General features: G+C 51.1%; 14 protein-coding genes and 1 pseudogene. 8 read left to right on the top strand and 7 right to left on the bottom strand.

The features are described from left to right. Positions 1 to 53: 53 nt before the first annotated feature. From INT21_RS18815 to INT21_RS18800, 4 genes and pseudogenes are all read left to right on the top strand, one after another. Positions 54 to 1,064 (top strand): annotated as a pseudogene (locus INT21_RS18815) (glycosyltransferase family 4 protein); the annotation flags it as partial. Beyond that, a complete protein-coding gene (locus INT21_RS18810) occupies positions 1,027 to 1,566 on the top strand; it encodes a phosphatase PAP2 family protein (RefSeq protein ID WP_089039983.1) in 540 nt (179 codons plus the stop codon). The pseudogene INT21_RS18815 and the gene INT21_RS18810, both read left to right, overlap by 38 nt. 942 nt (positions 1,567 to 2,508) lie before the next feature. Beyond that, positions 2,509 to 2,643 carry an entericidin A/B family lipoprotein gene (locus tag INT21_RS18805; protein ID WP_193061176.1) on the top strand — a complete coding sequence of 45 codons (135 nt, stop codon included), beginning with the start codon at positions 2,509 to 2,511 and terminating at the stop codon, positions 2,641 to 2,643. A gap of 5 nt (positions 2,644 to 2,648) precedes the next feature. Further along, the gene (locus INT21_RS18800) at positions 2,649 to 3,161 is read left to right on the top strand and encodes a YqiA/YcfP family alpha/beta fold hydrolase (protein ID WP_193061177.1); all 513 of its coding nucleotides are present in this window, start codon (positions 2,649 to 2,651) and stop codon (positions 3,159 to 3,161) included. Positions 3,162 to 3,526: 365 nt separating this feature from the next. Here the strand turns inward: INT21_RS18800 and INT21_RS18795 are convergent, their stop codons facing one another. Beyond that, positions 3,527 to 3,694 carry a hypothetical protein gene (locus tag INT21_RS18795; RefSeq protein WP_193061178.1) on the bottom strand — a complete coding sequence of 56 codons (168 nt, stop codon included), beginning with the start codon at positions 3,692 to 3,694 and terminating at the stop codon, positions 3,527 to 3,529. Between INT21_RS18795 and INT21_RS18790 the strand changes: the two genes are divergently transcribed. Both INT21_RS18790 and INT21_RS18785 read left to right on the top strand, forming a co-directional pair. Then, a complete protein-coding gene (locus INT21_RS18790) occupies positions 3,693 to 3,869 on the top strand; it encodes a DUF6435 family protein (protein ID WP_193061179.1) in 177 nt (58 codons plus the stop codon). The genes INT21_RS18795 and INT21_RS18790 overlap by 2 nt on opposite strands. Positions 3,870 to 3,881: 12 nt before the next feature. Beyond that, complete coding sequence (locus INT21_RS18785; RefSeq protein WP_193061180.1) at positions 3,882 to 4,730, top strand: ChaN family lipoprotein; 849 nt, start codon at positions 3,882 to 3,884, stop codon at positions 4,728 to 4,730. A 64-nt stretch (positions 4,731 to 4,794) separates the two neighbouring features. Here INT21_RS18785 and glnG read toward each other — a convergent pair whose 3' ends face one another. The 3 genes from glnG to glnA form a co-directional block, all read right to left on the bottom strand. Continuing rightward, positions 4,795 to 6,225, bottom strand: a complete 1,431-nt coding sequence (glnG, locus tag INT21_RS18780; protein WP_193061181.1) for a nitrogen regulation protein NR(I) — start codon at positions 6,223 to 6,225, stop codon at positions 4,795 to 4,797. Continuing rightward, a complete protein-coding gene (gene glnL, locus INT21_RS18775) occupies positions 6,222 to 7,280 on the bottom strand; it encodes a nitrogen regulation protein NR(II) (RefSeq protein WP_193061182.1) in 1,059 nt (352 codons plus the stop codon). Before glnL ends, glnG begins: the two co-directional genes overlap by 4 nt. Before the next feature lie 359 nt (positions 7,281 to 7,639). Further along, positions 7,640 to 9,046: a glutamate--ammonia ligase gene (gene glnA / locus INT21_RS18770; RefSeq protein WP_089039988.1), complete on the bottom strand. Its 1,407-nt coding sequence runs from the start codon at positions 9,044 to 9,046 to the stop codon at positions 7,640 to 7,642. Positions 9,047 to 9,517: 471 nt separating this feature from the next. Between glnA and INT21_RS18765 the strand changes: the two genes are divergently transcribed. Together INT21_RS18765 and INT21_RS18760 are read left to right on the top strand one after the other, a co-directional pair. After that, positions 9,518 to 10,141 carry a hypothetical protein gene (locus tag INT21_RS18765; RefSeq protein ID WP_089039989.1) on the top strand — a complete coding sequence of 208 codons (624 nt, stop codon included), beginning with the start codon at positions 9,518 to 9,520 and terminating at the stop codon, positions 10,139 to 10,141. Positions 10,142 to 10,506: 365 nt separating this feature from the next. Continuing rightward, entirely contained in the window at positions 10,507 to 10,809 is a 303-nt protein-coding gene (locus INT21_RS18760; protein ID WP_193061183.1) for a hypothetical protein, read from the top strand. A gap of 81 nt (positions 10,810 to 10,890) precedes the next feature. Here INT21_RS18760 and INT21_RS18755 read toward each other — a convergent pair whose 3' ends face one another. The 3 genes from INT21_RS18755 to INT21_RS20820 all read right to left on the bottom strand — a co-directional run bounded on the left by INT21_RS18755 (position 10,891) and on the right by INT21_RS20820 (position 13,584). Further along, positions 10,891 to 11,697, bottom strand: coding sequence for a mechanosensitive ion channel family protein (locus tag INT21_RS18755; RefSeq protein ID WP_120385919.1), 807 nt, complete (start codon positions 11,695 to 11,697; stop codon positions 10,891 to 10,893). 572 nt (positions 11,698 to 12,269) lie between these two features. Further along, positions 12,270 to 13,352, bottom strand: a complete 1,083-nt coding sequence (locus INT21_RS18750; RefSeq protein WP_193067949.1) for a type I restriction endonuclease — start codon at positions 13,350 to 13,352, stop codon at positions 12,270 to 12,272. 25 nt (positions 13,353 to 13,377) lie between these two features. Then, on the bottom strand, positions 13,378 to 13,584 hold the full coding sequence (locus INT21_RS20820; protein ID WP_226912478.1) for a S24 family peptidase: 207 nt from the start codon (positions 13,582 to 13,584) through the stop codon (positions 13,378 to 13,380). Between the last annotated feature and the right edge of the window lie 30 nt (positions 13,585 to 13,614).

Here is a 13,614-nt window from a genome sequence, read left to right as displayed (position 1 = left end):
GGCTACGGGTCTGAGCGCACGATAAATTTTGAATAGCCACTTACCAAGAACCGTCCCAAGAGCTTCAGGTTCGGCGGTTAGCGCTACCGGGTTATAACGCTGTGCAGATTGGCCTTGCCAGACCTTCAAAACTTCGCCGTTTCTGGCAGAAGCATCGTCCCGACTCTATTTATCTGGCAACCCAGGGCCCGCTGGGCTGGGCAGCTCGACAGGCTGCACGCCAACTGAACATACCTTTAGTGGCTGGCTGGCATACTAATTTCGATCACTACTGCCATGACTACGGGGTTTCCTGGCTAGCTGCCGCCACGCGGCGATATTTACGCTACTTCCATAACGGCTGCGACCTTACCCTTGTGCCCACTCAACAACAGGCTGAAGCGCTACGCGCTCAGGATATCCGCGGTGTAAAGGTACTCTCACGCGGCATTGATGGCGATATATTTTCCCCAGCCCACCGCGACGACACCCTACGCGAACAGTGGGGGGTTAGCGAACATCAACCTGTTGCGCTGTATGTGGGCCGCTTAGCTCCAGAAAAAAACCTCGCGTTACTGCAAGAAACGCTGCAGGCCATGAGTGACGTACGCCCCGATATGGCACACGTCATTGTTGGCGATGGCCCAGGCCGCGCTCAGTTACAAAAAGCGCTACCAGATGCTCATTTCACCGGTTTTGTGAATAAACAGGCACTAGCACGCCACTATGCCAGTGCCGATATATTTATTTTCCCCTCTCAGTCAGAAACATGGGGAAATGTGGTGACTGAAGCCATGGCCAGCGGGCTAGCAGTCGTGGCCTATCACCACGCCGCCAGCGCTGAGCTGATTCAAAGCAGGCACAACGGCATCACCGTTCCCCCTGGCGATGCGCTTGCCTTTCAACAGGCTGCCGTCGCGTTATGCCAGCACCCTGCTGACTACGCTCGCCTAGGTAGAACCGCCCGCCTACGCGCGCTAGAGCAAAGCTGGCCGGGAATCGCAGAGCAGTTCTTACGCTATTTACAAAACGCCCAGGAGGCTCACCATGCGTCCGCGTCCGCTTGTCGTATTCGATCGTCTTGATGTCTTTGAATGGCAGCTTTGCCAACGGGTAACACACCTATCGCTTTATCGCCCCTGGCGGCTAACGCTGCAAACGGCAAGTAAGCTGGGAGACTGGCCTGTCTGGGTATTATTAATCGCTGCACAGCCCTGGTTACAGCCTAACGGTGCTTGGCGAATCATGCAGTACAGCGCCATCGCACTGTTTGCAGTCGCTATTTATAAGTTGGTAAAAACGCGGCTGTGTCGCGAACGTCCGTTTATCACCTACCTCGGTGGCGTCCACTGTGGCGAGCCTGCCCGAGACAAATACAGCTTCCCCAGTGGTCACACCATGCATGCGGTGATGTTCAGCGTGTTGGTCGCCGCTCATACCCCCTGGTTGCTACCTATTGTGATTCCCCTTAGTTTACTGATTGCCATTTCGCGGGTGGGGCTTGGGCTGCATTATGTCAGCGATGTCATTGCTGGCGCAGCCATGGGCTATGGCTTTGCGCTACTGAGTCTTTATTGGATGGGATAACCCTCTGCGGTTGGTCGCTCAACGCCGTATCAATAAAAGCAAAAAGCCACCAACGTGGACGCAGGTGGCTTTTGGTATTGTCGATTAACTATCTATTGTTTTAATTATCTACATATCGGGAGGCATATCGTCACGATCCTCTATTGTGGTCATAAACGATGTCTTGAACATCATATAAAGACCGACTCCCGAAAACCCTAGAAACAGCACAAACATGCATAACATCAATACCATCGCCATAGCGCTTGTCCCTGGAAGTGTGCGGCTGCGACGTTGACGTCTTCTAACCGCTACATTTTGGTTTACACCAGAGGATAGACCAAAATGTCACGCTTATTGATACAAAAGTTGTTCAAAAAATATGGAAAAGTTAAATATACATAAGAATCAAAGTGTTAAAAACAATTAATTGACGCAAAAAAACCACCTCGCTTTCACGAGATGGTGATTTTGCATCAATGCTGTTCCCTGGCGGTGATGATCAGCGTTTCCTTACACTGATAAGGGTGAGCAGGCTAAATGTCCTTTCACGTCCTTTTGCTACCATGGCTCCATGCCTTCCCTAATTACCTATTAGCCTGCTCACGCTTGTTTACTCATTGTGGCTAACGTTGTTGCAAAGCGTTTTTGGCGATTAATTCCACTTAAAAATTAAAGTCACAACATTACGGCTGTAGTCAGATTACTGCAGACAATAGGCCAAGTGCCATTTTTAACAACAAAACATATCAGAAACAATATCTTAAAAACTAACCGCAATACCAGGCTAAGAGATAAACGCCGCTATTTCATGGCTAAAACTGACACATGCGACAAAATCACACGGCCAGCCAGCGCTCAAACGACGGGAAATTGATGGCACCAACTGCCTGCAACGATTATTTTTAATGGCAGCGTACCTAAAATCTCTCTACAAGCGCTCAGCTGATGAGGATTCCTTCGATGAAGCGTGCAATGGCGATCAGTTTATTGATGATGGTGACACTTCTGGTCATAAGTGGCTGCAACACTATTCGCGGCGCAGGCGAAGATATTGAACGAGGCGGCGAAGCTATTCAGCGCTCCGCAAGTAGCTAATGGCCATGGTGACGGTTTACCTTTCACACGGCCTGGAAAGCGGACCTGGTGCCCTGAAAGTGCAAGCGCTAAAAGGGGTTGCTGAGCAGTTTGAGAACTGCGAACCCGTCGTCATGGACTACCGTGGCTTAAAAGAGCCGCAGGAGCGTTTAGCGCATTTACTTGCCGTGATTGATGAACGCAACGACACACTGGCTAACTGTGTTTTAGCGGGTTCCAGTCTCGGCGGATGGTTAAGTGCAGCGGTGAGTGCCCAGGAACCTGTGTTAGGTTGTTTTTTATTAGCCCCTGCTCTTGGCTTGCCAGATTACCCGCAAACCTCAATCACACTGCAAGCACAACACACGCATATCATTCATGGCTGGCGAGATGATGTCGTACCGCCAGGCCCAGTCATTGAACATGCCCGCTGTCAGCGACTTTCACTACGCATGATTGACGATGACCATCGCCTGCAGAACAGTCTTGATACAATACTTTCCGATTTCGAGCGGTTTTTAGAGCTGTGCCTTCAATAGCGATGTCTTTAAAAAAACGTCTCTAAAACGATGTCCTTAAAAACGATGCCTTTGAAAATAGCGCTCTTAACGCCTGACTGGCATTAGCCGATGGGCTGTTTTTTTTGTTTAATCAGTGCCTGACGATGAGCCCTCCGAGCCGCCCTCGTCATTCCCACAGGCCCTGACGGTGCGGTGACTCCATCCCAGCCTTCCGAGCCGCCCTCGTCATTCCCGCAGGCCCTTAGCGGGAATCCATGTTGACCTGGGTTTTCGGGCGGCTGCAGGTCAAGGTCAAGGTGGATTCCCGATTACCCCACTCGGGAATGACGGTGCGGTGACTCCATCCCAGCCTTCCGAGCCGCCCTCGTCATTCCCGCAGGCCCTTAGCGGGAATCCATGTTGACCTGGGTTTTCGGGCGGCTGCAGGTCAAGGTCAAGATGGATTCCCGATTACCCCACTCGGGAATGGCGGTGTGGTGACTCGGGAAAATAGTCGACATACGCCAAGCAAAGCTATACAAATGATGTACAAACAACAGGAGAATACTCATGCTTGGTCTATTTAAACGCGATCCCAAGAAAAAACTTCAGCAAGATTACGAGCGTAAATTACAGGCCGCAATGCAAGCTTCGCGCAATGGTGACATGAGAGCTAACGCCACATTGACGGAAGAAGCAGAAGCTATTCTGACTGAGATCAATCGCCTTAAAGCAGAAGAACGCTAGGACACAACGCCCATGCGCCACCATTTCATCGCTGCCATGACTCTAGGCTGGCTACCTTTAGCGGCTCATGCCAGCCGCCCTCTTCCTGGCCAGTGGTGGCAATCGCAACATGTCGTTGCTAACAGCGCTGTTTTAGCCCAAGCAATACAGCACCAGGTTGTCCTATTGGGCGAGCAGCATGATGCCGTTGACCACCACCGCTGGCAGTTGTACACCCTAGCGGGGCTTTACGCGCTGCGTGACGATATGGTCATCGGGTTAGAAATGCTGCCCCGGGAAGCGCAACCCGCACTCGATGATTGGGTTGCGGGCTTGTTATCCGAAGAAGCGCTGCTGGAACAGTCCGGCTGGGAGGAGAACTGGGGGTTTGATGCTGATCTTTACTTACCCATTCTCCATTTCGCGCGTGTTCAACAGATTCCTCTGATCGCCCTCAACATTACGCCCGAGCTGCGTCAGCGCTTAGCTCGTGACGGCTTCAGCAGCGTGCCTGCCGACCAGCGACACCATATACCTGCACCGTTACCGCCAAGCGCTGGCTATGAAATGCGCTTAAAAGAGGTATTTGACCAGCATGCAATGGGTGACGACGACCCCGCTATGCTAAGACGCTTTTTACAGGCCCAGCTTAGCTGGGATGTCGCGATGGCCGAAGGGCTGACTAACGCCGCCTTGGAGGGTAAATTGGCCGTTGGCTTAATGGGTTTAGGCCATGTAATTTACCAAGATGGTGTGCCCCACCAACTTGATGGGCTGGGGGTAGATCACACCTTCAGCTTACTGCCCTGGTCAACAGAAACCTGCGAGTCACCCGACTCTGCATTAGCAGATGCTGTTTTTGTACTGCCAGCGGCGGAGTAACCGCTGACAGATGGGTTGCGAATAGATTGGTCGCTAACAGGTTATTTGTTAAAAGAAGGGGCGGTTAGGCATCATCTGCCAGCGCAGGCAGCAGCGTTTTCAATTTACGAGTAAGAGTATTGCGCCCCCAGCCGAGCAATTCGGCAGCTTCCCCTTTGCGCCCACCGGTATGTTTCAGCGCCGTTTCAATCAGAATACGTTCAAAATCCGGCACGGCTTCTTCCAGCAGATGGGTATGGCCTTCTGCCAGGGCGTGGTCAGCCCAATCCCTGAACGCGGAACGCCAATCGCCATAAACACTACCTTCAGAAGCGCTGACCGAGAGCAGTTCTGGGGGCAAGTCCTCAATGAGAATTTCGCGGCCGGAAGCCATGACCGTTAGCCAACGGCAAATATTTTCTAATTGACGAACATTACCCGGCCACGGCAAACGGGTAAGATGCGCTTCTGCTTCGGGCGTTAACACCTTGATATCGGTGGTCAGCTCTTTGGCAGCTTCCGCTAAGAAATGACGCGTTAAACGCGGAATATCTTCCCGACGTTCGGAAAGGCGCGGCAGATGAACGCGAATCACGTTTAAGCGGTGGAACAAGTCCTCGCGAAACCGCCCATCGTCAACTAACGATTCTAGATTCTGATGGGTCGCGGCAATAATACGTACATCAACTTTTACAGGCGTATGGCCACCCACGCGATAGAATTCACCATCCGCTAACACACGCAGCAAGCGCGTTTGCGTTTCAGCGGGCATGTCACCAATTTCATCAAGAAACAGCGTTCCGCCGTTAGCCTGTTCAAAGCGACCTTGGCGCTGTTGCGCTGCCCCTGTAAACGCGCCCTTCTCATGGCCGAATAGTTCGGACTCAATCAAGTCCCGGGGAATTGCCGCCATATTCAGCGCTATAAACGGCTTGCCTGCTCGCGGGCTATGTTGATGGAGCGCCTGAGCAACACGCTCTTTACCGGTGCCAGACTCACCGTTAATTAACACCGTGATGTGGGAGTGGGAAAGCCGCCCGATGGCGCGAAACACTTCCTGCATAGCGGGCGCTTCACCAATAATCTCAGCACTCAACCCTTCCGGTACGCTGACCGGGCGCTGGCGCTCTCTTGCATGAGCGACCGCACGGCGCACCAGCGCCAGCGCTTCGTCCACATCAAAGGGTTTCGGCAGGTATTCAAAGGCGCCCCCTTGGTAAGACGCCACGGCACTGTCGAGATCCGAATGCGCGGTCATCACAATCACCGGCAGGTCAGGGTGTGCATCACGCACCCGGGACATTAAATCCAGCCCATCAATGCCGGGCATACGAATGTCAGTCACCAGCACATCCGGTGGATTTTCTAACAGTCGCTCCAGCGCGGTATCGGCGCGTTCAATACACTCTATATCCAGGTCTGGCTGCGCTAAGGCCCGCTCTAATACCCAACGGATGGCGCGGTCATCATCGACAATAACCACTCGTGCTACATCGGTTTGTGTCGCCTCAGTCATGACGCTTCTCCGGTGAAATTAACAACCAATGGAATCAGTAAACGAAATTCGGTATGCCCTGGGCGTGAGTCGCATTCGATCAATCCTTGATGTTGGTGCAAAATCGATTGAGCAATTGATAGCCCTAGGCCGCTACCTTCAGCGCGCCCAGAAACCATGGGATAGAAAAGCGTTTCACGTAACGTTTCAGGTATGCCAGGGCCATTATCAATAACCCCCACTTCACTGACTAAACGATGGCGTTCAGCCCCCAGCGTAAATTGGCGGCGTGCGCGGGTGCGCAGCATAAGTTCCGGCGAAGGCGTTGCTGCATCACTCATGGCCTGTACCGCGTTACGTGCCACATTCAACACCGCTTGAATCATTTGAGATTCATCGCCAGAAAGATCCGGCAAACTCGGGTCATAATCACGACGGATCTCAATATGCGGATGCTCGGCAATCAGCAGCGCTCGCACCCGCTCTAACACCTTATGGATATTGACCGGCTCATGTTTGACGATGCGATTGGGGCCCAACATGGAGTCGACCAAATCTCGCAGCCGATCCACCTCTTCCACAATAATATGGGTGAATTCACGCAGTGCAGGATCATCCAGATCGCGCTCCAATAATTGGGCAGCACCACGAATCCCGCCTAAGGGATTTTTAACTTCATGAGCCAAGCCCCGCGCCAACACTTTGATGGTCTCTTGCCGGGTGGTCAGCGCTTCTTCCCGGGAAATCTGCATTAGCCGATCACGGGGCTCTACTTCGAGTAATAGTTCATCGGCTGAAAGCGGGGTCACGGTGTAGTCCACCGTTAATGGCTCGCTGTTCAGCGGCGTAATGCGTGCTTCGCGTTGGGTATAGGGATGAAAGGCATCCCGCGCTTTAGCGAGGACATCATCAATACTCTCATCGCCCCCTAACAGAGTGTCTAAACTAATGCCCTGCACACGGCTAAAACTCACCGCTAGCAACGCTTCCGCTGCCGGGTTCATCCAACGAACACGGAGTTCACCGTCTAGCAGTAAGACTGCAGTGGTGAGGTGTTCAAGTAAGCGCTGGTACATGGCGTATCCTGAAGCGTCGCTGTAAAAAATAGCGTTATCGAGCGTATGAAAGAGAAACTGCAAAAAGCGCGCCAATTGGCCACTTGCACGGCTAATGAGCAGGGGGCGGGGATGTAGCGAGCCGTTATAGCGCAGTCCGAGCGGTCAGCCTGTCACTTATTGCACCATTATAGTGCGCATGACTCATCATCAATAAAAATACTCACCGCATCAGTGCGGCGCCGCAGACAGCGTTCTCCCCTTGCAAACAGACCTCTTCGTCTCACTATTCAGTGGTATAAAAAAACCCCGCCGAAGCGGGGTTTTAGGCCAGTCACACCCGAGGGAGTGATACTAGCTGCTGTGCTTAGCAATCGCTCTTAACAGCTGTAGTACATATCGAACTCAATCGGGTGAGTGGTCATGCGAATGCGCTCCACTTCTTCCATCTTGAGGTCGATGTATGCATCGATCATATCATCAGTAAACACGCCACCTTCGGTCAAGAACGCGCGGTCTGCATCGAGTGCTTCCAACGCTTGGTCCAGGCTGTTGGCAACGGTCGGTACTGACTTACCTTCTTCTGGCGGCAGGTCGTACAAGTTCTTATCCATGGCATCGCCAGGATGAATCTTATTCTTAATACCGTCGATACCCGCCATCAGCAGCGCCGCGAACGCCAGGTAGGGGTTAGCAGTCGGGTCAGGGAAACGTGTTTCAACACGCTTACCTTTCGGGCTGGCGGTATACGGAATACGGATAGAGGCAGAACGGTTACGAGCGCTATAAGCCAACATAACCGGCGCTTCAAAGCCTGGCACCAAACGCTTGTACGAGTTAGTAGACGCGTTCGTGAAGGCGTTCAGAGCACGAGCGTGTTTGATCACACCGCCAATGTAGTAAAGCGCCATTTCGGAAAGCCCAGCGTACTCGTCACCCGCGAACTGGTTCTGGCCATCTTTCCAGAACGACTGGTGTACGTGCATACCAGACCCGTTGTCGCCTACCAGCGGCTTCGGCATGAACGTAGCAGTTTTGCCGTAAGCGTGAGCCACGTTGTGGATCACGTATTTCATTTCCTGAACTTCGTCAGCTTTCTTCACCAGCGTGTTGAATTTAACGCCGATTTCGTTCTGACCCGCGTTAGCAACCTCGTGGTGGTGAACCTCAACGGTCTGGCCAATCGCTTCCAGGGTGTTACACATTGCACCACGCATGTCATGGAAACTATCAACCGGGGGAACCGGGAAGTAGCCGCCTTTAACGCGCGGGCGGTGCCCCAAGTTGCCACCTTCTACCTGATTACTGGTCGCCCAAGCACCTTCATCAGAGGTGATTTTGTACATGGAACCCTGAATGTCAGATTTCCAATGGACTTCGTCGAAAATGAAGAACTCAGGCTCAGGGCCAAAGAAGGCGGTGTCGCCCAGGCCGGTGGACTGCAGGTAAGCTTCTGCGCGCTTGGCAATAGAACGCGGGTCACGGTCATAGCCCTGCATAGTGGCAGGCTCGATGATATCGCAACGCAGGATCAGGGTAGCGTCTTCGGTGAAGGGGTCGAGGAAACCAGTGCCATCTTCAGGACGAAGAATCATGTCGGATTCGTTGATGCCTTTCCAGCCCTCGATAGAGGAACCATCGAACATCTGACCATTTTCAAAAAACTCTTCGTCCACGTCCCGTGCCGGTACGGTGACGTGCTGCTCTTTACCGCGCGTGTCGGTGAAACGCAGATCTACCCATTTAACATCATGTTCTTCGATTAGCGCGAGAGTCTTGGCTGACATAGTGTCCTCCGGTATGAACGTGGCTTAAGCTTGTGACAGTAAGCTACCGATAAAAGAGTTATTAAACAAACCGGCTATCGTTGTAGCACGCCGAGAGGCATCTGCCTACGACCCGCTAGCCGCTGCCTAATACCAAGCACGGAACATGCCAACTCTGCACCAATATGGCATAAAAAAACAACAAGCATTTGTTTTATAAAAGATAAAAAATAAAATACTGCGCTTCTTCATGTAGCATAATGCTCTGCGAAAGAACGAACTTAGCCCTAAAAAGCCACCTAGCTCAGAAAAACGCACCAATAAAGACCAACCAGAGACCCGCAAGCACCAACATGGTGCATATCAAGCATCTATTATTTTCCTCATCACTGTGAACTTTAGCTTGATACCAAAAGAAACTCACACCTACAATTGATTACAAACAGATAGATTTAATAACAAACAGGTTTCACAACACAGGAAGCCACTCACATGGGCACGGTCTGCTTTATTGTTGATGCGTCAGTCACAGGTGCCCTTTTACCACGTCACCTGCGCGCTATTCGCCAAACAGGCTTTGCAGACCACACACTTCCCATTATCGTGACCAGCGCCACCGCCGATCCGCGCGTGCCGGACATTGAGCAACGCTACCGCGCGCACTTTCTTGTTACCCCTTCCCAGCCACTGGGCGCAAGGATCAATCAAGCCGCATATCTCAGCCAAGCTGATTGGTTGCTGATTGCAATGCAGCAACGGGCGCTAACAGCCAAACTATGGTGTTTACTTTATCCCCAGCTAGACACGTACACGCTGGATGCTCTTTTGATTGGCAGCGAACCACCCCGCTTATCCGAACGCTTACTCCAGTGCTTTTTAGGCGCAGGCGTCGCTGTTCCTCCCTACATCGCCATCAGGCGCACGTGGCTAGAACGGTTGGGGGGCTTAGACCCAGAGCTAGATGAAGCAGCGCTTGCTGATTTACTACAGCGCCTTTATGCCTGCCCTACCCGTTTACAAACCTTCAGCCTGGAAACATCAGGGCTTACCCGAGACTCGCCATCAAGGAGTAACAAACCCTACCGGCCACCTCCCAACTCGCATACGGATACTTAACGTCTCTTATGGCTTAGGATCTCCTGTTGGTTAAACGCTCAAATGCTTGCCCAATAGCACTGCCCCCGCCGTCATAGTGTTAACCATACTATTCAACACGAATAAGCCAATACCATCGGCAAGAATCGGTTAATGCACTAACCAACGTGAAAACAGCACACAGAAAGGTATTACCCCCACGGCTGTTGAAGACAAGTTCTTTTGAAGACTTGTTCTTTTGAAGACAAAGCTATCCAACCAGCGAATGTGAGTGCAGCGGATCCACGACATCCCCATGCTTCAGCAGTGATTGGCTCTATCACACCAACGCACACTACACTTAAACATCACGCTATCTGATACCGCTCAACAAAAGGACACTGACAATGCATCAGCATATCGAATGGGACGAACCTGGCAGCGCAAGCGTTGTAGAGTTTTTTAAGAATGACCCCGACCACACGCCGCCCTACCCAGGCGCCATGCTCTCCGCCCGTTATCTAGGCCGCATTGTGCGGGTAAAAGTAGAAGCCTATCGTGATGAAGATGCCGTCAGCATCGGCAGCGTTGCCGCCATTCTTGACCGACACGGGCACCACCACGAATCCCACCACAAGCTTAACGTAGGCGACATCGTCCGACTTCCCGATGACAAACGCGCGATGGAACACTGGGACGAGGACGATTAAGAGTAACCGCCATCACAAACTACGAAAGCAAAGCGCGCCCTTTAAAGGGCGCGCCTTAACAAACCGTATCAACGGAAACATTTACCCCGCTTTCTGAATTTCTACCGAATGCGGGTAAGGTATTGAAACACCTTGCTTATCAAAGGCTTCTTTGACAGCTTTCGTCATATCAAATTTCACATCCCAATAATCCGCCGCATCGACCCAAAGCCGCACGGTAAGGTCCACACTACTGGCTCCCAGGTTAGTGACTTTTACCCAAGGTGCGGGATCACCATGGATACGGCTGTCAGCCTCGGCCAAGCCGCTGATGATCGCCATGGCCAGATCAGCATCATCGTCATAGCCAATCCCGAACACAAGATCGACACGGCGTGTCGAGTGATGAGAGAAGTTAGTGATGATAGCCCCCCAAGCCTGCCCATTAGGCACAATAATTTGCACGTTGTCAGGCGTCACTAACTCGGTCACGAACAGGTTAAGATCCTTAACCGTACCGGACGTGCCCCCAATATCAACAAACTGACCCAGTTTGTAAGGACGAAACACAATCAGCATAAACCCCGCCGCTAAATCACTCAGCGTGCCCTGCAACGCCAAGCCAATAGCCAGCGTGGCAGCCCCCAACACAGCAACCAGCGAAGTAGCCTGAATACCAAACAGACCCAGTACCGTAATAAATACAACCAGCAGAATGACCCACTTCACCAAGGCTGCAAGAAAGTTGCCCAGCGTTGGATCTATACGCGGTATCGCATTCACCCGCTTACGCACTAAGCTGCTGACTACCCCTGCGACAATCCAGCCCACAATTAACACCAACAATGCTTTCACGGCATTGATGATCAAAGGAACATAAGCCCCAAATTGCTCAAGAAAGTTTTCCATGACGTAATATCCTCTAGATGGCAGTTACCGACACACACAGCATTCATTATGTTAAAGCAGTTTTATTTTGGAACACTCTTTTCCTCACCATATTTAACAATTAAAGCACCATCGTGCTGATGACGCCGAAACTGAGAGAGTATTCACAACGGTTGAGCGCTGAATTACCTGGACGGCAACATCCAACTTACTAATTAATGAAGGTAATGCACATTTCGAGTAGCGCGGCGTAAGCGTTAGCGCACCCGCGAAAGTGACCCGGCAGGTGTACATTTATGGCGGTGAGCAGATAGGTAGTGCGGAATTTGTACCACTCAGGCGGGCGGCGATGCGGACTGTGGTGGCTTGCATGACCGCGATGGCGATGTGGCTGTTTCCAGCGGTCGGATGCATGTACACCCGGCATGGTTGGGCATTGGTTTGCATTTGTTGACTCCAAGCCGTGGTGGTTAAAGCTGACGTTTGCAGACGTCGCAAAACACAAGGTAAATATGCTTACCTTATGAGCCAATTTATAAGCTTTATTTACCTTGCCGGGCGAAAACAAGCCGGCACAAGACCGGCTTTAGGGATCATTCGTAGCCTTTTACAACGGCTATCAGAGCGTCTCTGTGATTGAAGATATCAGTCAGTACATTTAGATCGTGCTTAACTGATTCATTATCTTGGCGAATTTCAATTCTTTTTAAGATTTTGGAATTGAAGTGAAGGCGACAGATCGGCTTACGATTGTTGTCATCAAGCAGCACGGCGCAATACGACTTTGCATCTCGCATGAAAACCCTTTCAGGAGCTACTTCGCTGGCAACGATAGCCCGAACCATGTTGTAACCATCGATCTCTTCCTGAGTCGTGACTATCTCATCATCTGTATTTTGAGAAGGTTCTTCGGAGTCCATCTGAATGGACTGTAAGTTAACAGCACCTGACTCATCGCCACTTGTCGTAGCTAATGCCTGTTTGAGTCTTAGAGAAACCTGCTCTTTGATGTGTTGAGCCATTGCGTCGCGGATGATCGGTGTGAATTCATCAAGAACTTGCTGAGTCATCCGTCCATCAAAGAAATCTTGAGCGATGAATTTGATGAATTCGCGGGGCGGTTCTTTAAGCATCTTGCTGAATGATGCCATCGCGAGATTGGTGTATTTCAGCCGATTTGCGGTACTAAGAATGGTATCGACGTTAAAAACAGGCTTAGCAAATTTCTTCAGTTCTTCAATATCCCTTTCGTTATAGTCAGTCAGACGAAAGGTAAAAAATGGTCTGTTATCTAGCTTGTTTGTGTCATCAAGATCTGAGTAAAAGCGGTACTCAATGCCATTGGTTAAAATCGCAAACTTTGCTTCCGTGCAATTGAAATAGCGGTAGAGCTGGCTGAATTGTGCATCTGCAAGGTCTGTCGTACGGGGCTTACATTCGATGAGGATTGAAAGCACACCATCATTTTTGATGGCGTAGTCGACCTTCTCGCCTTTCTTCAAGCCAACGTCAGCCGTAAATTCAGGCAGTACCTCGGTTGGATTGAAAACGTCATATCCTAAGCTTTGTATAAATGGCATGACCATCGCATTTTTCGTCGCTTCTTCGTTGACGATGTGGTCAAGCTGCTCTCTGGCACGGCTCGCCAGTGTTGCGATTTTTTGTGCTATCTCCATGTTCCCTGCCTTTTTAGTTGGTTTGCTACACCCTCCCAAATGCCCAACGCCCTAAAAAACGAGCGCAAATTTGGAAGTTATCTGTTTCGTCCATTTCGTAGCTGGGATACAGCGAATTGTCAGATATAACTCTAATTCGGTTTCCAGGTAAATGCTGAAGACGTTTAACGTGTACTTGGCCGTCTAATTGAAAAAGAACTCCATCTAACCATTCTTTACCCAACCTCGCCATTGACCTTAGTCATACTTAGCCCACACCGAT

It is taken from the genome of Halomonas sp. 3F2F, from assembly GCF_014897805.1.
Taxonomy (GTDB): domain Bacteria; phylum Pseudomonadota; class Gammaproteobacteria; order Pseudomonadales; family Halomonadaceae; genus Vreelandella.
Note: the sequence above shows the minus strand (reverse complement) of the source record. Positions and strands in the feature narration are given on the sequence as shown.